Genomic DNA, 23597 nt, shown 5'->3' with positions numbered 1-23597 from the left:
GGCCGATGGTGAGAGGGTGCCCCGTTCGGCGGCACCGGCACGGATGCGCCCATCCGGAGGAGGAGGCATCATGTCGAGTTCCACGCCCGAAGAGTCCCGGTCGATCGACGACCACTGCACGCCCGACGCCCTGCTGCACACCGCCCCGGCCAGGGACGTCACCCCGGAGGACCTGGTGATGGCGGCGGGCAGGGACGTCACCCCGAAGAGCCTGGACTGGGCCCGCCGCAAGCTGGAGACGGAGGGCACGGCGGCGATCGAGAAGCTCCTGCCCTAGAGCGCTCTCACAGCGCCTTGCGGCGCAGGAGCACGGCGAGGGTGAGCAGGCCGGGCGGCAGCGGCAGCCAGACGGTCAGCATGCGGTAGCCGAGCACGGCGGAGGCGGCCGTCGCGGCGGGCGCGCCGGACGTGGCTAGCGCGAGGACGAGCGCCGCGTCCAGCGAGCCGAGCCCGCCCGGCGTGGGCAGCAGGGCGGCCGCGCCGCTGGCGGCGAGGTAGAGCAGGGCCACCTCGGGCGCGGGCAGCGGCAGCGCGACGGCGCGTGAGACGGCGACGAGCACTCCGCAGTGCAGCGCGGCGAAGCCGAGCGAGCCGCCCCACAGGGCCGCAGCGCGCGCCGGCCGGGCGTGCACGGCCCGTACGTCGGCCATCACCGCGCCGAGAGCCCGGCGGCAGCGCGGCCACAGCGGCCCGGCGACGACCGCGGTGACCAGCAGTGCCGCGCCGAGCGCGCCGGTCAGCCAGACCAGCGGCAGTTCGGGCACGCGCAGCAGCCCCGGGCAGAACGGCACCAGCACCGCGATCAGCAGCAGCTTCGACACGCCCCCGGCGCCGCCCTTGACGGCCAGCGCACCGGCGGAGCGGCTCATGGGCAGCCCGCAGCGCAGCAGGAACCGCAGGTTCACCGCCCCGGCGCCGATCCCGGCGGGCAGCAGGTGGTTGGCGGCGCAGGCGGCGAACTGCGCCGCGACGAGCCGTACCCCGGGCAGCCGCTCGACGACGGCCCCCTGCTGGGCGAGCGCGGAGGCCGCCCAGGTGCCCACGGCGGCGACCGCACCGGCCGACAGCCAGCCCGGATCGGCCTCGGTGAGCCGCACCGCCCCGCCGCGCACGGTGGGCCAGTACCGCTGGGTGAGGTAGGCGAGGACGAGCAGGACGCAGACGAGCAGGCCCACCTGCCAGACGAGGCCCCGCGGACGCGGCCCCGGACGGCCGGCCGGTACGGGGAGCACCTCGGGAGCGTCCTGGGTCATCGGCACCCCTCCCCCTCCACGGAAGCACCCGTCGCCGACGCCCGGGGAAACCGGACGCCACAGCGAAATCAAGGTCAAACTAACGCGGAATCACCACCACCGCCGCCCCCGTACGGCCATACGGCCGTGACCGTACGGGGGCGGCGAGGGGACGGCGGGGTGCCCGGCGGGCTCAGAGCCCCTTCGGCACCCGGTGCGGCGGCTGCTCCGGCGCCGGGCGCGGGGTGGGCGGGGGTACGGTCCGCACGGCGGGCTCGTCGGTCTCCAGCATGACGGTCTCCCCGTGGTGCTGGATGATCAGCGGCGGCCCTTCGAGCAGCGTGTACGTCGCCTTGTCCCCGCTGATCTCCACGCGCAGCCGCCGCCCCCGGAACTGGAGGTGGAAGGCGAGTTTGCGCAGCCGCTCGGGCAGCCGGGGCGCGAAACTCATCCCGGCCGGGCCCTCCAGCACGCGTCGCATGCCGCCGAACCCGGCGACCAGCGCCATCCAGGTCCCGGCCAGCGAGGCGATGTGCAGTCCGTCGCGGGTGTTGTGCTCCAGGTCGTGCAGGTCCATCAGCGCCGCCTCGGTCGTGTAGGCGTAGGCGAGCCGCAGATGGCCCGCCTGGGCGGCGATGACGGCCTGGCAGCAGGCGGACAGGGAGGAGTCGCGGACGGTCAGCGGCTCGTAGTACGCGAAGTTCCGGGCGACCTGCTCGTCGTCGAAGTAGGACGCGCAGCTATACATGGCGAGGACGAGGTCGGCCTGTTTGACGACCTGTTTGCGGTAGAGGTCGAAGTACGGGAAGTTCAGCAGCAGGGGGTACTGGTCGGGGCGGGTCCCGGCGAAGTCCCAGCGCTGGTAGCGGGTGAAGCCGGCGCTCTGCTCGTGGACGCCGAGTTCGTCGTTGTAGGGGATGTTCATCGCCTCGGCCGCGTCCCGCCAGGCCGCGCTCTCCTCCTCGTCGGTGCCGAGCCGCTGCGCCTCCTCCGGGTAGCGCTCCACCGCGTCGGCGGCCGCGAGCAGGTTCTGCCGCGCCATCAGGTTGGTGTACGTGTTGTCGTCGGCGACCGCGCTGTACTCGTCGGGCCCGGTGACGCCGTCGATGTGGAAGGCGCCGTGGTGGTCGTGGTGGCCCAGCGAGCGCCACAGCCGGGCGGTCTCCACCAGCAGCTCCAGCCCCACCTCGCGCTCGAAGCGGAGGTCGCCGGTGGCCTCCACGTACCGCACGACCGCGTCCGCGATGCCGGCGTTCACATGGAAGGCGGCGGTACCCGCGGGCCAGTACGCCGAGCCCTCCGAGCCCTCGATGGTCCGCCAGGGGAAGGCGGCGCCGCCGAGCCCCAACTGGGCCGCGCGTTCGCGGGCGGCGTCCAGGGTGTTGTGGCGCCAGCGCAGCGCCTCGGCGACGGCCCGTGGCGCGGTGTGGGTGAGCAGGGGCAGCACGAACATCTCGGTGTCCCAGAAGGCGTGCCCGTCGTACCCGGAGCCGGTGAGGCCCTTGGCGGGGATGGCGCGCTGCTCGGCGCGGGCGCCTGCCTGGAAGACGTGGAAGAGGGCGAAGCGTACGGCCTGCTGGATCTCCTCGTCGCCGTGCACCTCGACGTCGGCGCGGGCCCAGAAGTCGGCGAGGGCCTCGCGCTGGGCGGCCAGCAGTCCTTCCCAGCCGTCGTGGGAGGCGGCGGCGAGCGCCGCGTCCACCTGGTCGGCCATGGCGGGCAGGGAGCGGGTGCCCGACCAGCCGTGCGCGACCAGCTTCTCCACCCTGAGGGTGTGGCCGGGCTCCAGTACGGAGGTGACGGTGAGCCGGGCGACGTCGATGCCGCTCTCGCTGCGGCTGGTGGTGCGGCCGGGCCCGGTGACGACGTGGTCGGCGCCGACCGCGACCCTGAGGCCGCTGCGCTTGGTGCGGTGCACCAGCCGCAGCCGCTCCCCGGAGGCGAAGCCGTCCTCCTGCTCCAGCGGCGAGCGCAGGCTCATCGCGGCGCGCGGGTCGCCATTGGGCTCGGGCAGGCTCTCGTTGGCGACCAGTTCGGACTGGATCACGACCCGGCTGGGGCGGCCGACGGCCTCCACCTCGTAGGCGACGGCGGCGACCGCGCGCTGGGTGAGGGAGACGAGACGGGTGGAGCGCACCCGGACCGTGGAGCCGGCCGGCGAGGTCCACTCGCAGGTGCGTTCCAGCACCCCGCGCCGCATGTCGAGGACGCGTTCGTGGGAGACCAGACGGCCGTAGCGCAGGTCGAAGGGTTCGTCGTCCACCAGCAGGCGCAGGATCTTGCCGTTGGTGATGTCGATGACGCTCTGCCCGGACTCCGGGTAGCCGTAGCCGGCCTCCGCGTACGGCAGCGGATGCACCTCGTGCACGCCGTTGAGGTAGCTGCCGGGCAGGCCGTGCGGCTCGCCCTCGTCGAGGTTGCCGCGCCAGCCGACGTGCCCGTTGGACAGCGCGAACACCGACTCGCTCTGGGCCAGCACGTCCAGATCCAGGGTGGTCTCGCGCACGTGCCAGGGCTCGACGGTGTACGCCCGCTCAGTGATCACTGCTTCCCTCCCAGCTCGGCGAGGTCTTTCACGACGATATGCGCGCCGTGCGCGTACAGCGCGTCGGCCTGCCCCGTGCGGTCGAGACCGACCACGTATCCGAAGCCTCCGGCACGGCCCGCGTCCATCCCGGCGAGCGCGTCCTCGTAGACGGCGGCCCGTTCCGGGGGCACGCCGAGGTCCTTCGCGGCGGCCAGGAAGGTGTCGGGTTCCGGCTTGCCCGGCAGGTGCCGTTCCGCGGCCACCACGCCGTCGATCCGTACGTCGAAGAGGTCCTCGGCGCCGATCGAGCGGAGCACGTCCTGGCAGTTGGCGCTGGAGGAGACGATGGCGGTGGCCAGGCCGACCGCGCGTACGGCGGCCAGATAGCGCAGCGTGCCCTCGTACGCCTCGACGCCGTCGGTGCGGATCTTCTCCAGCAGCAGTTCGTTCTTGCGGTTGCCCAGGCCGTGCACGGTGGCCGCGTCCGGCGGGTCGTCGGGACCGCCCTCGGGGAGTTCGATCCCGCGGGACTTCAGGAAGGAGCGGACGCCGTCGGCGCGGGGGCGGCCGTCCACGTACTCGTCGTAGTCGGCGACCTCGTCGAACGGCCGCGCCTCCGGGCCCTCGTGGTCGCGGAGGAAGGCGTCGAAGGTCTCCTTCCAGGCGGCAGCGTGCACGACGGCCGTCTTGGTGACCACTCCGTCGAGGTCGAACAGACACGCCTGGATGGTGTCGGGCAGTCCGAGCTGAGTCATACCCTGCTCCCTTCCCCGGATCGGGCGCGGCGATCACGCCGTCCGGAGCGGAAATGGGGCGCCCGGCGGCCGCCCCGCGCACGCCCGGTGGCACACTCTGCTGCATGCCGCCGACCTTCGACGATCTTCTCCTCCGCGCCCGCGGCCTGGTCAGGGACGGACGGCGCGCCATCCTCGGCATCGCGGGCGGTCCGGGCGCGGGCAAGACGACCCTGGCCGAACACCTGGTGCGCGCCCTGAACGCGGACGGCCCGCCCTGGGTGGCGCACGTCCCGATGGACGGCTTCCACCTGGCCGACGCCGAACTGGACCGGCTGGGCCGCCGGGACCGCAAGGGCGCCCCGGACACCTTCGACGCGGCCGGGTACGCGGCCCTGCTGCGGCGCCTGCGCGAGACGCCCGCCGACGCGGACGAGGTGGTGTACGCGCCCGCCTTCGAGCGGGACCTGGAGCAGCCGGTGGCGGGCTCGATCCCGGTTCAGCCGTCGGCCCGGCTGGTGGTGACCGAGGGCAACTACCTTCTGCTGCAAGAGGGTTCGTGGGCCGGGGTACGGCCGCTGCTGGACGAGGTCTGGTACTGCGAGGTCGAGGAGACGGAGCGGGTACGGCGGCTGGTGGCCCGGCATGTGGAGTTCGGCAAGGAGCACACGGCGGCCGTCGCCTGGGTGCACGGCACCGACCAGCGCAACGCCGACCTGATCGCCACCACGCGGGACCGGGCGGACCTGGTGATACCGGCCTCGGCGCTGCCCGTGTCCGGCCGGGGCTGAACCGGCGCCCGCCGGGGCGCGTATCCGTGGGTGCGCGGCGGAGGGTCCGCCGGGATCGACCGGCGGGCGGTGGCACCGCCGGTCGCGGGAACGGTGCGCGGACACGGCCCCGAGGGGGGGCTGACCGGCACCGGGACCGGTGCGGACCGTGCCACCGTGGGGCGGATGATGGCGAGCGAACACCTCGGGACCGGGACGATCCCCGCACCGGCGCCTCCGGCACCACCGCTCCCCCGCCCCCGTGGCCGCCGGTGGCTGGTGCCGCTGCTGGTGGCGCTGCTCCTGGCCCAGATGGCGGCGGCGATGGTCACCACGGCCGTCCGGCAGACGCCCACCATCGACGAGCCGGTGTACGTGGTCACGGCCACCGACTACCTGCACGAGCACCGGCTGCGCTACAACCCCGAGCACCCGCCGCTCGGCAAGCTCCTGATCTCGGCCGGCGTCGCGGTGGCCGCCCCGCACTACGATCCCGCCTTCCCCGGCACCCAGGGCGACGCGGGCCGCCATCTGCTGTACGAGTCGGGGAACGACCCCGGCCGGCTGATGCTGTGGGCGCGGCTGCCGGTGATCGCGCTGACGCTGCTGGGCGGGCTGGTGGTGTTCGCCTTCGCACGGGACCTGGCCGGGAGGGCGGCCGGTCCGGTGGCGCTCGCGCTGTACGCCTTCTGCCCCGACGTCGTCGCGCACGGCTCGCTGGCCACCCTGGACCTGCCGATGACCGTCTTCCTGCTGACCTCGGTCTGGCTGGCCTGGCGGGCGCGGGACCGGCCCCGGCTGTACGTGCCGCCGGCCGGTGCGGCGCTGGGCGCGGCGGTGGCGACGAAGATGAGCGCGCTGCCCGCGGTCCCGCTGCTGGTGCTGCTGGCCGCCTGGTCGGTGTGGCACGCGCACGCGGATGCCGGGCGGCGGCACCGGGTGCTGTCGGTGCTCCGGAGCGCGGGCACGGTGCTGCTGGTGGCGCCGGCCGTCGTCTGGGCCGCCTATCTGGTGGTCGACCCCCGCCTCGGGTTCGCGCCCGCCCAGCCGATCCCGCCGCTGGCCGGCAAGCGGGCGCTGGTGAGCGGTCTGCTGCCGCTGCCGCCCGCCTACGGCGCCGGGATGCGGGCGCAGTTCGCCATGGAGTACTACCCGTGGGAGGGCTTCCTCTTCGGCCGGGTGTACACCGGCTCCCTCTGGTACTACCTGCCGGTGGCCCTCCTGGTGAAGACGCCGCTCGGTCTGCTCGCCCTGGGCGCGGCCGGCGCCGTGACCGTCCTGGCGGTGCCCCGGCTGCGCCCCGCCGCTCCGTACCTGCTGCTGCCGCCCGCGCTGCTGCTGGCGGTGGCGACGACCGGCGCGCGCAACTTCGGCACCCGGTACGCGCTGTTCGTCCCGGTGTTCCTGGCGCTGGCCGGGGGCTGTGTCACGCTCTGGCGGCGCGGGTGGGTGAGGGCGCCGGCCGGGGTGCTGGTGCTGTGGGTGGCGGTGAGTTCGCTGCGGACGTTCCCGTACTACCTGCCCTACGCCAACGAGGCGTTCGGCGGGCCCGCCCACACGCACCGGCTGCTGCACGACTCCAACGTGGACTGGGGGCAGGACCTCGGCGCGCTGGCGGACCGGCTGCGGGAGCGGTACCCGGGCGAGCGGGTGTGGCTGGTGTACAAGGGCAGCGGTGTCCCGGCGTACTACCGCATCCACGCGGGCGCGCCGCTGGCGGTGCCGCCGGAGCGGGTGCGCGGGCTGCTGGTGGTGTCGGACTCGGCCGCGGCCAAGGCGCGGGGGCGGCTGGCGGAACTGATCCGCACCAGCCGGCCGGTCGACGACGTGGGGCACTCGGTCACGGTGTACCGGCGCTGACCCGACACGCGGGGCGACCACGGACGGTGAGCTATGTTGATGCGTCGTGGGAGACAAAGTCGACGGTCCGGCGTCCTCGCCGCAGCAGGCACGCGCCCAGGCATCAGCGATCACCTCGGGCGGGCCCGCCACGGGCGCCGAGGCCGCGCCGACCTCCCAGCTCCGGGCGCTCTTCGACGGGCCCCGGCTCTCTCCGGGGCAGCGCCGGGTCGCCCGGTACCTGATCGAGCACCTCACCGAGGCCGCGTTCCTGTCCATCACCGAGCTGGCCGACCGGGCCGGGGTCAGCCAGCCCTCGGTGACCCGGTTCGCGTCCGCCGTGGGCTTCAGCGGCTATCCGGCGCTGCGGGAGCGGCTCCAGTCGATCGCGCTGGGCGCGCTGGCCGGCGGTCCCGGCGAGGAGGAACGGGCGAACGAGCTCCAGGCGGCGGTGGACGCGGAGATCCAGAACCTGGAGCATCTGCGCCGCGACCTGGCCGACCCCGACCGGGTGGTCCGGGTGGGCCGCGAGCTGTCCCGCTCCACCCCGCTCACCGTGCTGGGGCTGCGCATCTCGGGGTCGCTGGCGGAGTACTTCGGGTATGCGGCCCGGCGCATCCACCCCGATGTGCGGCTGGTGACGCGGGGCGGCAGCGTGGCGAGCGACGCGCTGCTGCAGTCCCGTGAGGCGGGCGGCACCTGGGTGCTGGCGTTCGCGATGCCCCGGCACGCGCAGGAGACGCTCGCCGCGCTGCGGGTGGCGCGGGAGGCGGGGCTGAAGGTCGCGCTGGTCACCGATCTCGCGCTGGGCCCGCTGGCGGAGGAGGCCGACGTCACCTTCGCCACCGGCACCGGGTCCCGGCTGGTCTTCGACTCCTACGCGGCTCCGGGCCTGCTGGCCGCCGCGCTGCTCCAGGCGATGACCGACGCCGACCCCGAGCGCACCCAGGCCCGCCTGGAGAAGTACGAGCAGGTCGCCGACCAGCAGCAGTTCTTCCTGCGGGACTGATCAGCGGCGGGTCTTCCCGCACCGGCACGGATGAATGTTTTCATCCGTCTTGAAAAGCGGTTGGCATATATAAATACTGCTCCCCGACGACGAGGCACTCCGGAGGCGATGAGCATGCCGATCACCACCACGCGCATCAGCCCCGACTGGCCCTGCCAGGTCAAGCAGCCGGGGAGCTACGACTGGGAACGCTCGGCGGCCAAGTGGCTGCGCGAACTGATCCCGGCGCGCTACGCCAGCTATCCGGCGCTGATCCGGCACCCCGTCCTGCTGGCCCGGCACGCCGGGCTCCAGGTGCAGCAGGAGATCCGGGTGGCGCGCACCGCGCTCCAGACCGCCCGCGCCGAACTGCCCATGCTCGGGCTGCCGGAGTCGGTCATCGAGCACACCATCAAGCTGTACGCGGCCGAGCTGCTCCAGCTCCAGCACATCGCGCGCAGTGTCCGCGCGGTGTCCGAGGCGCTGGGCACCCGTGGCACCGGCCGCTGACCTCGCCCTTCGCTCCCTCGATCCCGCGTCCGCCGCCCCTGCTGGGACCGGCTGGGCCGGACAAGTGAGCGAACGGCCGGGGTGTGCCATGCTCATCGCGTGACGAGCGAGCCCACACCCACCGTGGAGACCGGTTTCGGCGCCGATGTGGCGGCGCTGGCCAAAGTCGTGGCCCGGCAGCGCGCCGAGCTGGAGCGGCTGCGCGACCTCACCGCGTCCTCGGCGGTGCTGGAACGCGCCAAGGGCGTGCTGATGGCCCTCACCGGCCGCTCCGCCGACGCCGCCCACGAGGAGCTGCTCGCCCGCGCCGAGGCCGGGCGCCGCACCCTGATCGAGGAGTGCTGGCTCACCCTGGGCACGCTGGAGTCCCCGAAGCCGGCGGCGCCGGACACGGACCCGGCCGGTGTGCCGGCGCCTGCGTCGGCCGCCCGGCAGCCCGCGCCGACCGCGTCCGGTGATCTCGCGGACGTCCTGGCCGACCTGGGCCGGGCCCTGGTGCGGGTCGGCTCGCCGCAGGAGCTGGCCGGGTATCTGCTGCGCCATCTGGGCCCGGACGTGGCCGCCGACGCCGTCCTGCTGTACCAGCGCCTACCCGGGGACGGCCTCGAACTCATCGGGTACGCGGGCATCGACGCCGCCCTCGCCGGGCGCTGGCACCACATGCCCGAGGTGAACAGGTTCGCCCCGCTGGAGTGCCTGCGCACGGGCGAGCCGCAGTGGCTGGAGAACCCCGCCGAGGACCGGCGCCGCCATCTGCTCGGGGACCTGCCCGAGCGCTGGCTGTCGCGGGCGTGGCTGCCGGTGCCGGGCGGCCACGGCTCTGGGGTGGCGCTCGGCGTACTGCGTACCCAGGAAGGGCCGTTCGAGCCCCGCGAACGCCAACTGCTGCTCGGTGCCGCCCGGTTGTGCGCGGGGCGACTGCGGGCCTTCGACGCGGACCGGGCCGGTGACGCGAACGGCATCACCCCGTACGTGCAGACGGTGCTCGACGCGCTGCCGGGTGCCGCGATCATGTTGCGCCCGCTGCGCGCCGCGTCCGGCGCGGTCGAGGACTACCGGATCGAGGCCGCGAGCCCGGAGGCGGTCGACGTGTTCGGCAACACCGGGCGCGGGATGCTGGGCCGGCGGATTCTCGAGAGCTATCCCACCGTCGCGGGCGAGCAGTTGTGGCACGGCTATCTGACGGCGCTCACCACGGGCGTGCCCTTCGAGAGCGCCCCCTTCGCCTACCAGGACGTGGTGGACGGCGTACCGGTGACCGCGACGTACTCCGTGCGGGCCGCGCCGCTGGGCGACGGGCTGCTGGTGACCTGGCTGCGGCTGGACCCGGTGGAGCGGCAGGAGCAGCGGCTGTGGGACGTGCAGCGGCTGGGCAACCTGGGCTGGGCCAACTGGAACCTGGTGACCGGCGAGACCTCGTGGTCGGCGCAGACGTACGCGGTGCTCGGTCTCAACGCGGCGCGCGGACCGGTGCCGCTGGCGGAGCTGCCCGCGCTGGTGGCGCCCCAGGACGCGGGGCCGCTGCGGGCCGCGATCACCGAACTGGTGCATCACGCCCGCTCCTTCGACGTGCCGTTCCGCGTCGACGCGCCGGGCGGGGTGCGGCACCTGCGGATGGTCGCCGAGGCGGTGACCGAGCCGGACGGCACGCCCGCCGAGGTGCACGGATTCGTGCAGGACCTCACCGCCCAGCGCAGCGCCGAACTCGCGCTGGTCGAGAGCGAGCGGGCGATGCTGCTCCAGCGCGGGGTGCTCCAGGCCGAGCGGGCGCTGGCCGACCGGTTGCAGCACGCCCTGCTGCCGCTGCCCGCCGGGCCGGTCCGGCTGGCCGGGCTGCGGGTCGAAGTCGCCTATCTGCCCGCCCAGTCGGGCATCCAGGTCGGCGGTGACTGGTTCAGCGCCATCGAACTCTCCGACGACGCCGCCCTGTTCGTGGTCGGTGACGTGGCTGGGCACGGCATCGGCGCGGTGGCCACGATGGCCCAACTCCGGTTCACCGCCAAGGGCATGGTGGGTACGGGCTCCTCGCTGACGGGCGCGCTGACCCGGCTGAACACCCTGCTGCTGCACTCACGCGACGGACGCTCCACGGCGACCATGGTCCTCGCCCGCTACGACCCCACGACCCGCGTACTGACCTGGGCCCAGGCCGGACACCCGCCGCCGCTGCTGGTGCGCGGCGGTACGGCACGCTTCCTCGACCGCCCGGTCGGCATGCTGCTCGGCGCGAGCGCGACCCCGGTGTACGACTCCGCCGAGGCTCGGCTGGAGCCCGGCGACCGGCTGCTGCTGTTCACCGACGGACTGGTGGAGCGCCCCGGCGAGGACATCCACGCGGGCTTCGCCCGGCTCGCCCACACGGTCCGCACCAACGGCGGCGACAGCCTGGACTCGCTGCTCGCCTCGATGCTGGTGGACGAGCACCGCGACGACGTGTGTGTGGTGGACATCCGGTTGCCGGAGGAGTGAGGGCTCACCCGATGCCGGTGCGGGATTCCAGGTCGCGGCGGGTGTCGTCGCCGTAGACGCCGGTCTCGTCGCCCCGGATGCCGTACCAGAGCTGGAACCGGGCCACGGCCGCGGTGAGCCGGGCGTCGTACGGGCCGGTGGCGGAGCCGTCGCGGAAGACGTCGGGGATGCGGAGCAGGCGGCGGCGCAGTTCGGTGACCTCGGGGCCAAAGTCGCCCTGGCGGAGGGTGCCGGGGCCGTCGGGGTCGGTGGCGCTCGTCGTGGGGGTGCTCGTCGTGGGGGTGACGGGCGGGGGTGCGGGGCGCGCCGTGGCTTCCTGACGGTCGGGAAGCAGGAGGGCGCAGCCGAAGCCGACGAGGGCGGCGGCGGCCAGGGCCAGTCCGGCGAGTCCGGCGACCCGGCGCCGCCTCGGAGCCGCCGGCTCCTGGGCCGGGACCGGCGGCAGTTCCTCGGTGTCGGCGTCGGCCTCGGCTTCGGGCGTGTTCCGCGCCCCCTCCCCCGGTTCCGGCATCAGCTCGCGCATCAGCTCGGCGAGGGCGTCCGTGGGGCGGCCGCGCAGGACCCGTACGGGTTCCACGACCCGTGCGGGGCGCGGACGTTCGGGATCGGGGGGTGTCGGCACGCTGCTCTCCTTCCGTCCCTCGCCGGGGGATACGGAGCGCGGGGCCGCGCCGTTCAGCGGGCTCCCGTCACGCCGGGGCCAGGGCGCCCGCCAGCACGAAACGGCTCAGGGACGCGGTGAGCGTGCCCACGAACGCCTCCTGCTCCTCCTCGGGGAGCACGTCCAGGGAGAGATAGGGGTTCAGGTCCTCCAGCTCGACCAGGAGCAGCTCGCCCTCCAGGGTGCGGCAGGCGTCGACACGCTGGATGCCGTGGCCGAGCGCGTTCCAGTCGATGAAGCCGCGCGCGAACTCCAGGTCGGCGGCGGTCGCCCGGTACGGCTTGAGGTCCCAGCGGTCGCGGGGGTCGGGGGCGTAGAGGGCGTACTGGAAGTCGTCGTCCACGAAGTAGAAGGACACCTCGTGGACGAAGTCGATGTGCGGCTGGACCAGGACCGAGCCGTCCGCCACCGGGGCCTCGGCCACACGGCTCGCCGGGACGGTGCGCAGTCCGAGGGAGTCCGCGCCCTGGGTCGGCTTGACCACGTACCGGTCGGCGGCCGGCAGCCGGTGCAGGTCCTCGGCGCGGTCGACGGTCGGGATGACCGGGAGGCCGGCCTCGGTGAGGTCGAGCAGATACCCCTTGCCGGCCATGTCGGCCTTGCCGGTCAGCGGGTTGTAGACCAGGGTGCCGGTCTCCAGCGCGCGGGCGCGGAACGCCTCGTACTCGGTGAGGTAGCCCAGCACGGGGCCGCTGTTGCGGACCACGACGGCGTCGAAGCCGTCCATCAGCGCGGCCGCGTCCATCGGGTGGCACAGGGCGAGGTCGAAGTGGTCGCGGAGCCGGGAGGTGAGGAAGACGTCCTCGTCGCCGTAGCGACGCCCGCGGGCCGGGTACGCCAGGTCGGTGACGTAGAGCAGGCGGGGGCGGGCGGAGGGCATACGGGATCTCCTCGTACGGGCCGGGTGCCGACAGGGTGGAGAAAGGTTACGTCGCAGCAGGTGGACGATGATCGCCGGGCCCGCGCGGAGCACTCGGTTCCCTCACCAGGCCCTGTCTGGTGCACTCAGTGCCAGACGGGGGTTCCGAGTGCTACGTTCCCGTCCATGAGCACCAGCAGTGCGGCGCCGCCCGCGAAGCCGCCGATGCGCGACGCCCTGGTGGCGGCCGCCTTCCAGCTCTTCCTGGAGCGCGGGTACGAGCAGACCACGGTGGACGACATCGTGGCGCTGGCGGAGGTCGGACGGCGGTCGTTCTTCCGCTACTTCCCCTCCAAGGAGGATGTGGTCTTCCCCGACCACGAGAGCTGCCTGGCCGACATGACCGCGTTCCTCGCGGCGGGCGAAAGCGACGAGGAGCCGGTGCGGCGGGTGTGCGACGCGGCCCGGCTGGTGCTGCGCATGTACGCGGAGAACCCGGCGTTCTCGGTCCAGCGCTACCGGCTGACGCGCCGGGTGCCGGGGCTGCGGGCGTACGAGCTGTCGGTGGTCTGGCGCTACGAGCGGGCGCTCGCCGCGTATCTGCGCGGCCGGTTCGCGGGGCGGCCCGACGGCACGCTGCGCGCGGACGTGATCGCGGCCGCGGTGGTCGCCGCGCACAACAACGCCCTGCGCTCGTGGCTGCGTTCGGACGGCAAGGGGGACGCGGAGGCGGCCGTGGACCACGCGCTGGACTGTGTGCGGACGGCCTTCGCCGACCCGCAGGCCCGGCCCGCGCCCTCCCCCTTCCCACCCGAGTCGCCGCGCCCCGACGACGTGGTGGTCCTGGTGGCCCGGCGGGACGCTCCCCTCTGGCAGGTGGTGCGGCAGTTCGAGGCGGCCCAGGGCGAGAGCCGGTAAATCAGGGTACGCAGTGCCTTTACGAGTGACACTGAGTGCCATACGCTGTCGCTCGTGCACGGTGGCACGGCATCGGGCACGAGCGGATTCCGGCCCAGTGCAGGGAGTTGACGAGCGTGTACCACCACTCAGCAGGAACGGCCCAGCCTGTGGCGGGCTCGGCGGGCCTCCTGACCGAGCGCCCCGCCGACTCCCTCGAGTACCAGCGCTGCGGCTGGTGCGGCACCGCGATGTACCACCGGCTCCTGTGTCCGGTGTGCCAGGGCAGCGACCTCCGCACCGAGCGCAGCGAGGGCGTCGGCACGGTCCGCCACTCCACCACCGTCCACCGCAACACCCCCGCCGCCCGCAACGTCTCCCTCGTCGAACTCGCCGAGGGCTTCGTCGTACGCGGCCGGGTCATGGGCCCCCCGATCGGCATCCACAGCGGCGACCGCGTCCGCCTGTCCACGGCCAAGGACCCGGTGCGCGGCGAGCCGGTGTTCCAACTGCTGGACGAGTCCTGCCGGGCGTGGACCTGAGTCGGTCGGCCCCCTAGGCCGGGAACGTCACCCGAATCCCCACCGTGCCCTCGGTGCCGCGCCGCAGCTTGCTGCCCAGGAGGGTGAGGCGGCCCACGAGGCCGTACTTGCGGGCGATCAGGGTGCGGTAGCGGGCCGTGGTGGCGGGGTCGGCGATCTCGGCGTGCGCGGGGTGCGGGGCACCGGTCGGGCGGCCGCGCATGTCGCAGGGGCCCACCAGGACGTCGGCACGGCGGCGGATGCGCTTGACCTTGTAGCTGTCCGCGGCCGTCCAGACACCGAGGGCGTCGCCGTCGGGGACGACCCAGACCGGGGTCGCCACCGGGCTGCCGTCCTTGCGGTAGCTGGTGACCAGCAGATACTTGCCCGAGCCGAGCCGGGACACTAGCGCGTCGTCCATGGCTCCGAGTCTACGAGGGGCCCTCTCCGGGGCCGCGCGGACACCCCCAATGCCGCGGACCTGCGGCGCGGAGCAACTCCGGCGTCTAGATTGCGTCTTGACCGGTACCTCCCGCCCCAGGCACCCCAGGAGCTGACCCCCGTGACCGACAACCCGGCCGCCACCAACGACGTGGCCGTGTCCCTGCGCGCCCGTATCAACACCGGCCAGCCGCACACCGCCCGGATCTGGAACTACTGGCTCGGCGGCAAGGACAACTACGAGGTCGACCGCGCGGCCGGCGACCAGATCCGCCGACTGCACCCCGGCATCGGGGAGTACGCCCGCCACGACCGCCTCTTCCTGGGCCGTGCCGTGCGTCATCTGGTCGGCGACCTGGGCATACGGCAGTTCCTGGACATCGGCACCGGGCTGCCCACTGCCGACAACACGCACGAGGTCGCGCAGGGCGTCGCACCGGAGGCGCGGGTCGTCTACGTCGACAACGACCCCCTGGTCCTCACCCACGCCCGCGCCCTGCTGACCAGCACCCCCGAGGGCCGTACCGACTACCTCGACGAGGATCTGCGCAACATCGACGCGATCTTCGAACACGCGGCGAAGACCCTGGACTTCAGCCAGCCGGTGGCCCTGATGCTGCTCGGCGTGGTCATCTTCATCGGCGACGACGAGGACCCCTACGGCCTGGTGCGGCAGTTGGTGGACCGGCTGCCGTCGGGGAGCTACCTGGTGCTGTCGCACACCGTCACCAGCCCCTCGATGCCGGACGTGGACGAGGCGGTGAAGTTCTGGAACGAGAACGGCACCCCCAAGCTCACCCAGCGCACTCCCGAGGACGTGACCCGCTTCTTCGACGGCCTGGAGCTGCTGGAGCCGGGCGTGGTGTCCTGCTCGCGCTGGCGTCCCGAGGGCGCCGGGGACACCGAGCCGGAGGAGGTCGCCATGTTCGGCGGGGTGGCCCGCAAGAAGTGACCCCGGAAGCCGGGCGGAATCGTTCCGTCCGGTGAACACTCCCGGCCCCGGCCCCGTACTGACGGGGGGCGCTCACGACCGGAGGGCCCCGTGCCGCCGGTACGGGCGGTGCGCGCTCGGGGTTCGGGAGTCTGGCATGAGGCACGCACGACGGCGGGTCGTCCGGCGAGTGACACGGCTGGCGGCGGTCGGCGGACTCCTCCTGGGAGGAGGGATGGTCGCGCAGGCGGCCATGGCGAGCGAGACCCCGGCCGCGCCGGCCGGCACGTTCAGCGCGGCCGGTACGGCCGGGACCAAGGGCGCGGCGCTCGCCGCCAAGCTCGGCACGGCCCGCTCGGCGGGCAACTGGGTGGACGCCGAGGGCCGTCCGGTCGTCGCCGTCACCGACGAGCGGGCGGCCGCCGAGGTGCGCGCGGCCGGGGCGCGGGCGAAGGTCGTCGGCCACAGCATGAACGAGCTGAAGTCGGCCACCGCCGCGCTGCGTTCGGCGCCCCGCGTGCCGGGCACCGCGTGGGCGGTGGACTACCGCACCAACCGGATCGTGGTGAGCGGGGACCGTACGGTGTCGTCCGGCGACTGGACGAGGATGACCCGAGCAGCCGCGCGCATCGGCGACTTCGTGACCATGGAGCGGACGCAGGGCAGGTTCACCACCCGGCTCAACGGCGCCCAGCCGATCCTCTCGACCGCCGGCCGCTGCTCGGCCGGGTTCAACGTGACCGACGGGCAGCGGGACTTCATCCTCACGGCCGGGCACTGCGGGCCGACCGGCTCCATCTGGTTCGCGGACGGCCAGGGCACCCGGCAGCTCGGCGCCACGGTCAACAGCAGCTTCCCCGGTGGCGACTTCTCCCTCGTCCAGTACGACACGAACAAGGCCGGCCAGGGCGCCGACGTGGTCGCGGTCGGCGGCGGCAAGGGCGTGCGCATCACCGGCGCGGGCGACGCGGCCGTGGGCCAGCGGGTGTTCCGCAGCGGCAGCACCAGCGGCCTGCACGACGGCCAGGTGACCGCGCTCAACGCGACCGTGAACTACCCCGAGGGCACCGTCACCGGCCTGATCCAGACCGATGTGTGCGCCGAACCCGGCGACAGCGGCGGCCCGATGTTCTCCGACGGGGTCGCCCTCGGCGTCACCTCGGGCGGCAACGGCGACTGCACCACCGGCGGTACGACCTTCTTCCAGCCGGTGACCAAGGCGCTCGGCGCGCTGAACGTCAAGCTCATCACCGCCACCCCGCCCCCCGGCGCCCAGGGCGCCGCCCCCACTCCCGCGACGGAGGCAGGCCGGGGCGGGATGACCCCGAGCGCGGCCCGCCCCGGCTCCTCGGCCCCGGTGACCGGAGCGGAGGGGCAGACGCTGCTGGCCCGGCTCACCGACACCCGCAACATCGGCCCCGGACTGCTGGTGATCGCGGGCAGTGTGATCGCGCTGGTCGCCACCCGGTACATCCGCGCCGAGCAGGACCGCAAGGCGTATCAGCGGTACTACTCGGCGACCTGGGGCTGATCCAGGCCCGGCACGGCAAGGCACGGCACGGCACGGATGCGGGCGCGACAAAGGAGGGCACCCTGTCACGGGTGCCCTCCGGGCGGTTCGACGGTGGCTCTGCGGGGTCCGGTCAGACCGGGCGGCGCGGCGTCGGGGCCGCGGCGGCCCACTCCATCACGAGGCGCTGGTACTCCGCGCGCTGCTCGCTGGTCAGGATGCCGCCCGACCGGCGCCACAGGGCCCGGATCTCCTCGTTGACCTCCGCGGCCGAGCGCCCGCAGGAGGCTTCAGCAGTGGTGGACATGGTGTGAAGCATATGCCGGTCCCCGTGAAGGCACCGTGAATAAGTACGCGCTATTCGGGCATTTCGGACCGTGTTGCTCATCACGTCAAGAAGCCGTGCGGAAGGGCGAGTTCGGCCCGGCCGGGTCGGCCCGCCCGTCCGCACGCGGGGCGTGCTCAGGTGCCGGGCTTGCGGCCGTAGACGAAGACGTCGTCGCCGTTCTTCAGCAGCGACCAGTACTTCTTCGCGTCCTTCGTGGTCATGTTCACACAGCCGTGGGAGCCCGGCGGGTTCCACATGCTGAGACCGACGGAGTGGAACGCCTGCCCGCCGTCGAAGAACTGGCTGTAGGGCATCGGCACGTCGTAGAGGCTGGAGACGTGGTCGATGTCACGCCAGTAGATCTTCTTCAGGCCGGTGCGGGTCTCGTACTTGTCGCGGCCGGTGCGCACCGGGACCGGGCCGTAGACCAGCTTCTTGCCGTCCTGGACCCAACTGAGCTGGAGCGTGAGGTTCACGCAGGCGATGCGGCCCTTGTTCACCGGGCACTTGCCGTCCTTGTTGGGGTTCTTCCCCACGGCCTTCTGCCGGTTCATGAGGTCCATCACGCCCCAGGTGACCGGGCCGGCGTAGCCGATGTTCGGGGTGATGCCGTGCTTGGTCTGGAAGCTGCGGATGGCCGAGCAGTCCCCCGAGGACTGCTTGCCGTCGGCCTTGCGGCCCAGGAACCGCTCGACCTGCTTCTGGTACGGGCCCGCCTTGGTGGTGCAGCTCGCGGCCTGGGCCGGAGTGGCGGTGGCGGCGAGGGTGAGCGGCGCGACCAGCGCGCCGACCCCGAGTGCGACGGCTCCCCGTCTGCGTATGTCGCCCATGGTCGGCCCCATCCCTTCTCCCCTGCGGGTCCCGGGTGCGTCTCCCGGGGTTCACGGCCCCGGTGGTTCCAGGGGCTTTCGGCCTACTAGACCGGCTCATCGGCCGGATGGTTGTGTTTCCGGCATGCTGTGACGAAACGGTGAACTTTACCCCGGCCCGCCGCGGCTGCCGTCCATCGCGGTCCGGAACCCGGTGTGCACCGAGGTCAGGCCGCCGTCGACGACGAGGGTGGTGCCGGTGATCCAGGCGGCGTCGCGGGAGGCGAGGAAGGCGACGGCCGCCGCGATGTCCTCGGGCTCGCCGATCCGGCCGAGCGGGTAGCAGTCACGCACGGCGTCCAGGTCGTCGTCGCGGCCCTCCCAGGCGGAGGTGCGCACGGTGCCCGGCGCAACCAGGTTGACCCGGACCCCGCGGGCGGCCGAGCGCCCGGCGAGGGTACGGGTGAGGGAGCCGAGGCCGGCCTTGGCGGCGCTGTAGGCATGGTTGCCGAAGTCCATCAGACCGTTGACCGAGCCGATGCTCACGATGGCGCCCCGGCCGGAGGCGGCGAGGTGGGGCAGCGCGGCCTGGCAGCAGCGGCGGACCCCGCCGAGAGTGATGTCGAGGTCACGGGCCCAGGACTCGTCCGGGTCGTCCTCGAACTTCGGTCCCGCGTCCGGTGAGCAGTGGGCGGCGCAGTTGACCAGTACGTCGAGCGAGCCGAAGGCGTCGACCGCGCGGGCGACGGCCGCGTCCACCGAGGCCCGGTCGGCCACGTCGCACACCAACGCCTCGGCGGTCAGCCCCTCTTGGCGCAGAGCGGCGGCGACGCGCTCGGCCTCGGGCGCGTCCTGGTCGGTGACCAGGACCTGGGCACCCTCCTGGGCGAGGCGCCGGGCGACGGCCGCGCCGATGCCCCGGCCCGCGCCCGTGACGAGGGCTCCGTGGCCCGTGAAGCGATGGGTGAGATCGGTCATGGGCCGACGGTAGGGCAGCGGGGGCCACCGCGACAGAGGCTGTCCGGCCGCGGTGGCCCCGGTCAGGCCGTGGGGCTCAGTGGCCCCGGTCGATCCACTCCTGGAGGTGGCCCGACTCCTCCCCGATCGTCGTGGGGTCGCCGTGTCCGGTGAGCACCTTGGTCTCCGCGGGGAGGGTGAGCAGCCGGTCGCGGATCGAGTCGATGATCGTCGGGAAGTGCGAGTACGACCGCCCGGTGGCGCCGGGGCCGCCCTGGAAGAGGGTGTCGCCGCTGAACAGCGCGCAGAGGCCGGGGTCGTAGAGGCAGACGGCGCCGGGGGCGTGGCCGGGCGTGTGCAGCACGGTCAGGTCGGCTCCGGCGGCCTCCAGCACCTGGCCGTCGACCAGGTGCTCGTCGGGCTCGCGGTCGGGGTGGGTGAGCCGCCAGAGCGGCAGGTCGTCCGGGTGGAGCCAGATGGTGGCGCCGGTGAGGTCGGCGAGGGCGGGGGCCGCGTTCACATGGTCGTTGTGCGCGTGGGTGCACACGATCGCGGTGAGCCGGCGGTCGCCCACGGCCGCGAGGATGGCCTCGGCGTCATGCGCGGGGTCGATGACGACGGCCTCGTGGTCGTCGCCGACGATCCACACGTTGTTGTCGACGTCCCAGCTTCCCCCGTCGAGGGTGAACTGGCCGGAGGTGACGAGGCGTTCGATGCGGGCGGTCATCAGAACTCCACCACCGATCGCAGTACGTCGCCGCGGTGCATCCGCTCGAACGCCTGCTCCACCTGGTCCAGTTGGATGGTCTCGGTGACGAACGCGTCCAGCGGCAGGCGTCCCTGGAGGTGCAGGTCGATCAGCATCGGGAAGTCCCGCGAGGGCAGACAGTCGCCGTACCATGAGGACTTGAGGGAGCCGCCGCGGCCGAACACGTCCAGCAGGGGCAGTTCGAGCTTCATCTCCGGGGTGGGTACGCCGACCAGGACGACGGTGCCCGCCAGGTCGCGGGCGTAGAACGCCTGCCGGTAGGTCTCCGGACGGCCGACCGCGTCGATCACCACGTCGGCGCCGAAGCCGCCGGTGAGTTCGCGGATCGCCTCGACCGGGTCGGTCTCCTTGGAGTTGACCGTGTGGGTGGCGCCCAGCGTGCGCGCCGTCCGAAGCTTGCGGTCGTCGATGTCGACGGCGATGATCTTCGCGGCCCCGGCCAGAGCGGACCCGGCGATGGCCGCGTCCCCGACGCCGCCGCAGCCGATGACGGCGACGGAGTCGCCCCGGCCCACGTTGCCGGTGTTGATGGCCGCGCCGATGCCCGCCATCACACCGCAGCCGAGCAGTCCGGCGACGGCCGGGGAGACCTCGGGGTCGACCTTGGTGCACTGGCCGGCCGCGACGAGGGTCTTCTCGGCGAAGGCGCCGATGCCGAGCGCGGGGGTGAGTTCCTGCCCGGTGGAGGCGAGGGTCATCTTCTGCTTCGCGTTGTGGGTGTTGAAGCAGTACCAGGGGCGACCGCGCAGACAGGCCCGGCAATTCCCGCACACCGCACGCCAGTTGAGGATCACGAAGTCACCGGGCGCCACGTCGGTGACGCCCTCCCCCACCGACTCCACGACACCGGCGGCCTCGTGGCCGAGCAGGAAGGGGTAGTCGTCGGAGATGGCGCCCTGCTTGTAGTGCAGATCGGTGTGGCAGACCCCGCACGCCTGGATGTCCACGACGGCCTCGCCGGGGCCCGGATCGGGGATCACGATCGTCTCGATCCGTACCGGCTCGTCCTTCCCCGGTGCGACGACGCCGCGTACTTCCTGCGCCATGGTCAGGCCCCTTCCCGTCGGTGTTCCCATCGCCTCGACCCTACGCCACCCAGGGCCGCCGGGAGGGTTCCGCGAGGGCGTGGACCAGCGGGTTTCCCGGCACGAGCGAGGGCCGCCCGGTCGCGGACGGCCCTCAGGGGTACGGCTGTTCAGTTTCCGGTGCCCGCCGGCCCTAGAGGCCGGGGAGCAGTCCGGTGACGGGGGCGGCGAGGTCGGTGAGCTGGTGCAGTTCGTTCAGCCGGTTCAGCTCGCTCACCTGGTTCAGGCCGCGCAACTGCTCGCCGACGCGCGGGACCTGGCTCTGGGCCTGGGGCGGGAGTTCGCTGAGGGCGACGTCGTCCAGCACGGTCATCGGGTTGAGCTGCCCGCCCGCCGGTGCGCTCGCGTCGGCCGCGTTCGCCATGGGTGCGGCAAGGCCCGTGACACCGACGGCCAGACCGACGGCGGCGACGATGCGTCGTGTTGAGATCATGCCTTGAGCAACGCCCGTCCCCCCGCGCCGGACACGGGCGGTGGCCGTCGCTCACTCGTGAGGCGGACCCGGCCCCTTGCGTTTGCCGTCGCCGCCGGGGCGGAGGAGTCTCGGATGTGGGCCCCCGCGGTCCGCCGCCCGCCGGGCCGCGGGCGTACGAAGGAGGTCACCATGGGCAGCAGAAAAGACTCCGCCTTCACCACGGAGGCGCTGCGCGAGGCCATCGAGGCGGACTCCGGAGAGGGCCTGCTGGCGCTGTACGAGGACGACGCGCAGATCCGCGTCATCGACCAGGCCGACCAGCCGAGCCACCCCAAGGTGCTGCGCGGCCGGGGCGAGATCCAGGAGATGCTCGCGGACATCTACAGCCGCGACATGATCCACCGGCTCGACCAGTGCGTCATCGACGGCGACCACGCGGCGTTCACCGAGTCGTGCCAGTACCCGGACGGCAACAAGGTCTACGCCGAGTCGATGGTCACGCTGCGCGACGGCCGGATCTCGGACCAGATCCTCATCCAGGCATGGGACGAGTAGGCGCGAGGCTCGCGCGGGTCCAGGTCAGCTCCCGGCTGACCTGGACCTTCTCGGCGCGGCTGGGATCGGGCCCGCCGCCGGGCTCCCGGCACTCCGTACTGCCCCGGCCGGCCCGGCTGGCGCTGGCGCTGCTCCGGGTGGTGCGGCCCCGGCTGCCGCGTCGGCACCGCTGAGCGGGTCAGGTGGTCAGGACCATCCGGAAGCGGGCCTTGCCCGAGAGCATCTTCTGGAAGGCGGAGTCGACGTCGTCCAGCGGTACGGACTCGCTCATCGGGCGGATGCCGTGCAGCACGCTGAACTCCATGGTGTCCTGCACGTCCTGGGAGGTGCCGGAGGGGTGCCCCTTGACCTCGCGGCCGCCCATGAGGAGCTGGACCGGGCTGATGTCGAGCGGCTCCATGGTGGCGCCGATGACGACGAGCTGGCCGCGCGGGGCGAGGCCGTCCACGGTGGCGGACATGGCGTCGGAGTTCCCGGCGGTGGCCAGCACCACCTTGGCCCCGCCGAGCGCCTGGAGCGCCTCGGCGACCGGGGTGCCGGAGGTGCTGTCGATGTAGTGGTGCGCGCCCAGTTCGCGCGCGAAGTCCTCCTTCTCGGCGCCGCGCGCGATGGCGACGGTCTCGAAGCCCATCGCGGCCGCGTACTGCACCCCGAGGTGCCCGAGCCCGCCGACCCCGAGGACGGCGACCAGATCCCCGCCGGGCCGGGCGTCGGTGCGCCGCAGGGCGTTGAAGGTGGTGACGCCCGCGCAGGCCATGGGCCCGGCGTCGGCGGCGTCCAGTCCCTCGGGGATGCGGGCGAGCGCGTCGACGGGCACGATCACCTGCTCGGCGAAGCCGCCGTCGTAGGCCCAGCCGGGCACCTGGAGGCGGACGCAGGTGATGAAGTCGCCCTCGCGGCACGGCTTGCACCAGCCGCAGCTCCCGCCGAACCAGCCGACCGCGACCCGGTCCCCGACCTTCCAGTCCCGCTCCGCCGTGCCCTCCCCCAGCTCCGCGATCCGCCCGGCGATCTCGTGCCCGGCGACCTCGGGGAAGGAGATGCCGGGCAGGCCGCCCGCGACGAACATGGCGTCGCTGTGGCAGATCCCGCACGCCTCCACGGCGATCCGCACATGGCGGGGGCCCGGCTGCCGTACCTCCCGTTCGACCAGCTCGAAGCTGCCGCCGGGCTCTGTCACCTGCGCCACTCGATAGGTACTCATACGCCTCTCCGGAGAACGTCACGAAGGGCCCGGGCGGGCCCTCGCTCCAGCAGACCAGCAGTACCCCGATCGCGCGCGTCGACGCGGCGGGCTACGGAAGCGTGTGCGTGATGACGTCGGTGAGGGTGCCGTCCGCCACGGTGGCGGTCATGTACGTGGCGTGCGGCTGGCGCCGGCGGTCGGTCGGGGAGCCGGGGTTGAGCAGACGCGGGCCGCCGGGGGCGGTGGTGTCCCAGGGGATGTGGCTGTGTCCGAAGACCAGCACGTCGAGATCGGAGAAACGGGCGGCGCAGCGGGCCTCGCGGCCTCGGGTGGGCCCGGTCTCGTGGACCACGCCGAAGCGCAGGCCGCCCAGCTCGGCGTAGGCGATCTCGGGGAGCCGGGCGCGCAGGTCGGGGCCGTCGTTGTTGCCGTACACCCCGATCAGGCGGCGGCTTCCGGACTCCAGCAGGTCGAGGGTGGCGGTGTCGACCCAGTCGCCGGCGTGGAACACCACGTCCGCGTGCGGGAGTTCGGCGAGCAGGCGGTCCGGGAGCCGCTTGGCCCGCTTCGGCAGGTGGGTGTCGGACATCAGGAGAAGACGCAC

Annotated in this window: 26 protein-coding genes; 12 read left to right on the top strand and 14 right to left on the bottom strand. The window is 73.4% G+C overall.

From position 1 onward, the window contains the following. Positions 1–70 precede the first annotated feature (70 nt). Positions 71–277: a hypothetical protein gene (locus tag ACZ3HQ_RS07780; RefSeq protein WP_467508807.1), complete on the top strand. Its 207-nt coding sequence runs from the start codon at positions 71–73 to the stop codon at positions 275–277. A 7-nt stretch (positions 278–284) separates the two neighbouring features. On the opposite strand, the gene ACZ3HQ_RS07775 is transcribed toward ACZ3HQ_RS07780, so the two are convergent. The 3 genes from ACZ3HQ_RS07775 to ACZ3HQ_RS07765 all read right to left on the bottom strand — a co-directional run bounded on the left by ACZ3HQ_RS07775 (position 285) and on the right by ACZ3HQ_RS07765 (position 4514). Continuing rightward, on the bottom strand, positions 285–1253 hold the full coding sequence (locus ACZ3HQ_RS07775; protein WP_467508806.1) for a lysylphosphatidylglycerol synthase domain-containing protein: 969 nt from the start codon (positions 1251–1253) through the stop codon (positions 285–287). A 172-nt stretch (positions 1254–1425) separates the two neighbouring features. After that, the gene (locus ACZ3HQ_RS07770; RefSeq protein ID WP_467508805.1) at positions 1426–3777 is read right to left on the bottom strand and encodes a glycoside hydrolase family 65 protein; all 2352 of its coding nucleotides are present in this window, start codon (positions 3775–3777) and stop codon (positions 1426–1428) included. Next, positions 3774–4514 (bottom strand): beta-phosphoglucomutase family hydrolase, encoded by a 741-nt coding sequence (locus ACZ3HQ_RS07765; protein ID WP_467508804.1) that lies wholly within the window; start codon positions 4512–4514, stop codon positions 3774–3776. Before ACZ3HQ_RS07765 ends, ACZ3HQ_RS07770 begins: the two co-directional genes overlap by 4 nt. 104 nt (positions 4515–4618) lie before the next feature. On the opposite strand from ACZ3HQ_RS07765, the gene ACZ3HQ_RS07760 reads away from it, so the two are divergent. The 5 genes from ACZ3HQ_RS07760 to ACZ3HQ_RS07740 all read left to right on the top strand — a co-directional run bounded on the left by ACZ3HQ_RS07760 (position 4619) and on the right by ACZ3HQ_RS07740 (position 11069). Then, positions 4619–5284 carry a nucleoside/nucleotide kinase family protein gene (locus ACZ3HQ_RS07760; RefSeq protein WP_467508803.1) on the top strand — a complete coding sequence of 222 codons (666 nt, stop codon included), beginning with the start codon at positions 4619–4621 and terminating at the stop codon, positions 5282–5284. 165 nt (positions 5285–5449) lie between these two features. Next, positions 5450–7123, top strand: coding sequence for an ArnT family glycosyltransferase (locus ACZ3HQ_RS07755; protein ID WP_467508802.1), 1674 nt, complete (start codon positions 5450–5452; stop codon positions 7121–7123). 46 nt (positions 7124–7169) lie between these two features. Next, on the top strand, positions 7170–8111 hold the full coding sequence (locus ACZ3HQ_RS07750) for a MurR/RpiR family transcriptional regulator (RefSeq protein WP_467508801.1): 942 nt from the start codon (positions 7170–7172) through the stop codon (positions 8109–8111). 108 nt (positions 8112–8219) lie between these two features. Continuing rightward, positions 8220–8600: a hypothetical protein gene (locus tag ACZ3HQ_RS07745; RefSeq protein WP_031179370.1), complete on the top strand. Its 381-nt coding sequence runs from the start codon at positions 8220–8222 to the stop codon at positions 8598–8600. Between the two features lie 99 nt (positions 8601–8699). After that, the gene (locus ACZ3HQ_RS07740; protein ID WP_467508800.1) at positions 8700–11069 is read left to right on the top strand and encodes a SpoIIE family protein phosphatase; all 2370 of its coding nucleotides are present in this window, start codon (positions 8700–8702) and stop codon (positions 11067–11069) included. A gap of 4 nt (positions 11070–11073) precedes the next feature. On the opposite strand, the gene ACZ3HQ_RS07735 is transcribed toward ACZ3HQ_RS07740, so the two are convergent. Next, positions 11074–11691, bottom strand: a complete 618-nt coding sequence (locus ACZ3HQ_RS07735) for a peptidoglycan-binding protein (RefSeq protein ID WP_467508799.1) — start codon at positions 11689–11691, stop codon at positions 11074–11076. A 67-nt stretch (positions 11692–11758) separates the two neighbouring features. Beyond that, entirely contained in the window at positions 11759–12610 is an 852-nt protein-coding gene (locus ACZ3HQ_RS07730) for an ATP-grasp domain-containing protein (RefSeq protein ID WP_467508798.1), read from the bottom strand. A 165-nt stretch (positions 12611–12775) separates the two neighbouring features. Here ACZ3HQ_RS07730 and ACZ3HQ_RS07725 point away from each other — a divergent pair, with 165 nt between their 5' ends. Beyond that, complete coding sequence (locus ACZ3HQ_RS07725; RefSeq protein ID WP_467508797.1) at positions 12776–13507, top strand: TetR family transcriptional regulator; 732 nt, start codon at positions 12776–12778, stop codon at positions 13505–13507. Between the two features lie 116 nt (positions 13508–13623). Next, positions 13624–14028 (top strand): Zn-ribbon domain-containing OB-fold protein, encoded by a 405-nt coding sequence (locus ACZ3HQ_RS07720; RefSeq protein ID WP_467508796.1) that lies wholly within the window; start codon positions 13624–13626, stop codon positions 14026–14028. Between the two features lie 13 nt (positions 14029–14041). Here ACZ3HQ_RS07720 and ACZ3HQ_RS07715 read toward each other — a convergent pair whose 3' ends face one another. Then, complete coding sequence (locus tag ACZ3HQ_RS07715) at positions 14042–14428, bottom strand: PPOX class F420-dependent oxidoreductase (RefSeq protein ID WP_467508795.1); 387 nt, start codon at positions 14426–14428, stop codon at positions 14042–14044. 141 nt (positions 14429–14569) lie between these two features. Here ACZ3HQ_RS07715 and ACZ3HQ_RS07710 point away from each other — a divergent pair, with 141 nt between their 5' ends. Both ACZ3HQ_RS07710 and ACZ3HQ_RS07705 read left to right on the top strand, forming a co-directional pair. Further along, a complete protein-coding gene (locus tag ACZ3HQ_RS07710; protein WP_467508794.1) occupies positions 14570–15400 on the top strand; it encodes an SAM-dependent methyltransferase in 831 nt (276 codons plus the stop codon). Positions 15401–15536: 136 nt separating this feature from the next. After that, the gene (locus ACZ3HQ_RS07705) at positions 15537–16910 is read left to right on the top strand and encodes a S1 family peptidase (RefSeq protein ID WP_467508793.1); all 1374 of its coding nucleotides are present in this window, start codon (positions 15537–15539) and stop codon (positions 16908–16910) included. A gap of 112 nt (positions 16911–17022) precedes the next feature. Here ACZ3HQ_RS07705 and ACZ3HQ_RS07700 read toward each other — a convergent pair whose 3' ends face one another. The 6 genes from ACZ3HQ_RS07700 to ACZ3HQ_RS07675 form a co-directional block, all read right to left on the bottom strand. Continuing rightward, the gene (locus ACZ3HQ_RS07700) at positions 17023–17208 is read right to left on the bottom strand and encodes a hypothetical protein (protein WP_086696398.1); all 186 of its coding nucleotides are present in this window, start codon (positions 17206–17208) and stop codon (positions 17023–17025) included. Between the two features lie 143 nt (positions 17209–17351). After that, the gene (locus ACZ3HQ_RS07695; RefSeq protein WP_467508792.1) at positions 17352–18047 is read right to left on the bottom strand and encodes a L,D-transpeptidase family protein; all 696 of its coding nucleotides are present in this window, start codon (positions 18045–18047) and stop codon (positions 17352–17354) included. 147 nt (positions 18048–18194) lie between these two features. Beyond that, a complete protein-coding gene (locus ACZ3HQ_RS07690) occupies positions 18195–19004 on the bottom strand; it encodes an SDR family NAD(P)-dependent oxidoreductase (RefSeq protein WP_467508791.1) in 810 nt (269 codons plus the stop codon). A 76-nt stretch (positions 19005–19080) separates the two neighbouring features. Further along, complete coding sequence (locus ACZ3HQ_RS07685) at positions 19081–19710, bottom strand: MBL fold metallo-hydrolase (RefSeq protein ID WP_467508790.1); 630 nt, start codon at positions 19708–19710, stop codon at positions 19081–19083. After that, positions 19710–20798, bottom strand: coding sequence for an S-(hydroxymethyl)mycothiol dehydrogenase (locus tag ACZ3HQ_RS07680; RefSeq protein ID WP_467508789.1), 1089 nt, complete (start codon positions 20796–20798; stop codon positions 19710–19712). Before ACZ3HQ_RS07680 ends, ACZ3HQ_RS07685 begins: the two co-directional genes overlap by 1 nt. Positions 20799–20970: 172 nt before the next feature. Further along, positions 20971–21270, bottom strand: a complete 300-nt coding sequence (locus tag ACZ3HQ_RS07675; protein WP_467508788.1) for a hypothetical protein — start codon at positions 21268–21270, stop codon at positions 20971–20973. Positions 21271–21441: 171 nt separating this feature from the next. Here ACZ3HQ_RS07675 and ACZ3HQ_RS07670 point away from each other — a divergent pair, with 171 nt between their 5' ends. Both ACZ3HQ_RS07670 and ACZ3HQ_RS07665 read left to right on the top strand, forming a co-directional pair. Then, entirely contained in the window at positions 21442–21807 is a 366-nt protein-coding gene (locus ACZ3HQ_RS07670; protein ID WP_467508787.1) for a nuclear transport factor 2 family protein, read from the top strand. Further along, a complete protein-coding gene (locus ACZ3HQ_RS07665; protein WP_467508786.1) occupies positions 21795–21980 on the top strand; it encodes a hypothetical protein in 186 nt (61 codons plus the stop codon). Before ACZ3HQ_RS07670 ends, ACZ3HQ_RS07665 begins: the two co-directional genes overlap by 13 nt. Positions 21981–21985: 5 nt before the next feature. Here the strand turns inward: ACZ3HQ_RS07665 and ACZ3HQ_RS07660 are convergent, their stop codons facing one another. Both ACZ3HQ_RS07660 and ACZ3HQ_RS07655 read right to left on the bottom strand, forming a co-directional pair. Further along, the gene (locus ACZ3HQ_RS07660) at positions 21986–23011 is read right to left on the bottom strand and encodes an alcohol dehydrogenase (RefSeq protein ID WP_467508785.1); all 1026 of its coding nucleotides are present in this window, start codon (positions 23009–23011) and stop codon (positions 21986–21988) included. 91 nt (positions 23012–23102) lie between these two features. After that, positions 23103–23597, bottom strand: coding sequence for a metallophosphoesterase family protein (locus tag ACZ3HQ_RS07655; protein ID WP_467508784.1), 495 nt, complete (start codon positions 23595–23597; stop codon positions 23103–23105).

The sequence above is a fragment of the Streptomyces sp. NPDC018263 genome (assembly GCF_055562575.1).
This window is presented reverse-complemented; position numbering and strand designations above follow the sequence as displayed.

Coding starts and splice junctions, on each gene's coding strand:
- ACZ3HQ_RS07780 (WP_467508807.1), top strand. CDS start 71: ATGTCGAGTTCCACGCCCGAAGAGTCCCGGTCGATCGACGACCACTGC.
- ACZ3HQ_RS07775 (WP_467508806.1), bottom strand. CDS start 1,253: ATGACCCAGGACGCTCCCGAGGTGCTCCCCGTACCGGCCGGCCGTCCG.
- ACZ3HQ_RS07765 (WP_467508804.1), bottom strand. CDS start 4,514: ATGACTCAGCTCGGACTGCCCGACACCATCCAGGCGTGTCTGTTCGAC.
- ACZ3HQ_RS07760 (WP_467508803.1), top strand. CDS start 4,619: ATGCCGCCGACCTTCGACGATCTTCTCCTCCGCGCCCGCGGCCTGGTC.
- ACZ3HQ_RS07755 (WP_467508802.1), top strand. CDS start 5,450: ATGATGGCGAGCGAACACCTCGGGACCGGGACGATCCCCGCACCGGCG.
- ACZ3HQ_RS07745 (WP_031179370.1), top strand. CDS start 8,220: ATGAGCATGCCGATCACCACCACGCGCATCAGCCCCGACTGGCCCTGC.
- ACZ3HQ_RS07730 (WP_467508798.1), bottom strand. CDS start 12,610: ATGCCCTCCGCCCGCCCCCGCCTGCTCTACGTCACCGACCTGGCGTAC.
- ACZ3HQ_RS07725 (WP_467508797.1), top strand. CDS start 12,776: ATGAGCACCAGCAGTGCGGCGCCGCCCGCGAAGCCGCCGATGCGCGAC.
- ACZ3HQ_RS07715 (WP_467508795.1), bottom strand. CDS start 14,428: ATGGACGACGCGCTAGTGTCCCGGCTCGGCTCGGGCAAGTATCTGCTG.
- ACZ3HQ_RS07705 (WP_467508793.1), top strand. CDS start 15,537: ATGAGGCACGCACGACGGCGGGTCGTCCGGCGAGTGACACGGCTGGCG.
- ACZ3HQ_RS07700 (WP_086696398.1), bottom strand. CDS start 17,208: ATGCTTCACACCATGTCCACCACTGCTGAAGCCTCCTGCGGGCGCTCG.
- ACZ3HQ_RS07695 (WP_467508792.1), bottom strand. CDS start 18,047: ATGGGCGACATACGCAGACGGGGAGCCGTCGCACTCGGGGTCGGCGCG.
- ACZ3HQ_RS07690 (WP_467508791.1), bottom strand. CDS start 19,004: ATGACCGATCTCACCCATCGCTTCACGGGCCACGGAGCCCTCGTCACG.
- ACZ3HQ_RS07685 (WP_467508790.1), bottom strand. CDS start 19,710: ATGACCGCCCGCATCGAACGCCTCGTCACCTCCGGCCAGTTCACCCTC.
- ACZ3HQ_RS07680 (WP_467508789.1), bottom strand. CDS start 20,798: ATGGCGCAGGAAGTACGCGGCGTCGTCGCACCGGGGAAGGACGAGCCG.
- ACZ3HQ_RS07675 (WP_467508788.1), bottom strand. CDS start 21,270: ATGATCTCAACACGACGCATCGTCGCCGCCGTCGGTCTGGCCGTCGGT.
- ACZ3HQ_RS07670 (WP_467508787.1), top strand. CDS start 21,442: ATGGGCAGCAGAAAAGACTCCGCCTTCACCACGGAGGCGCTGCGCGAG.
- ACZ3HQ_RS07665 (WP_467508786.1), top strand. CDS start 21,795: ATGGGACGAGTAGGCGCGAGGCTCGCGCGGGTCCAGGTCAGCTCCCGG.
- ACZ3HQ_RS07660 (WP_467508785.1), bottom strand. CDS start 23,011: ATGAGTACCTATCGAGTGGCGCAGGTGACAGAGCCCGGCGGCAGCTTC.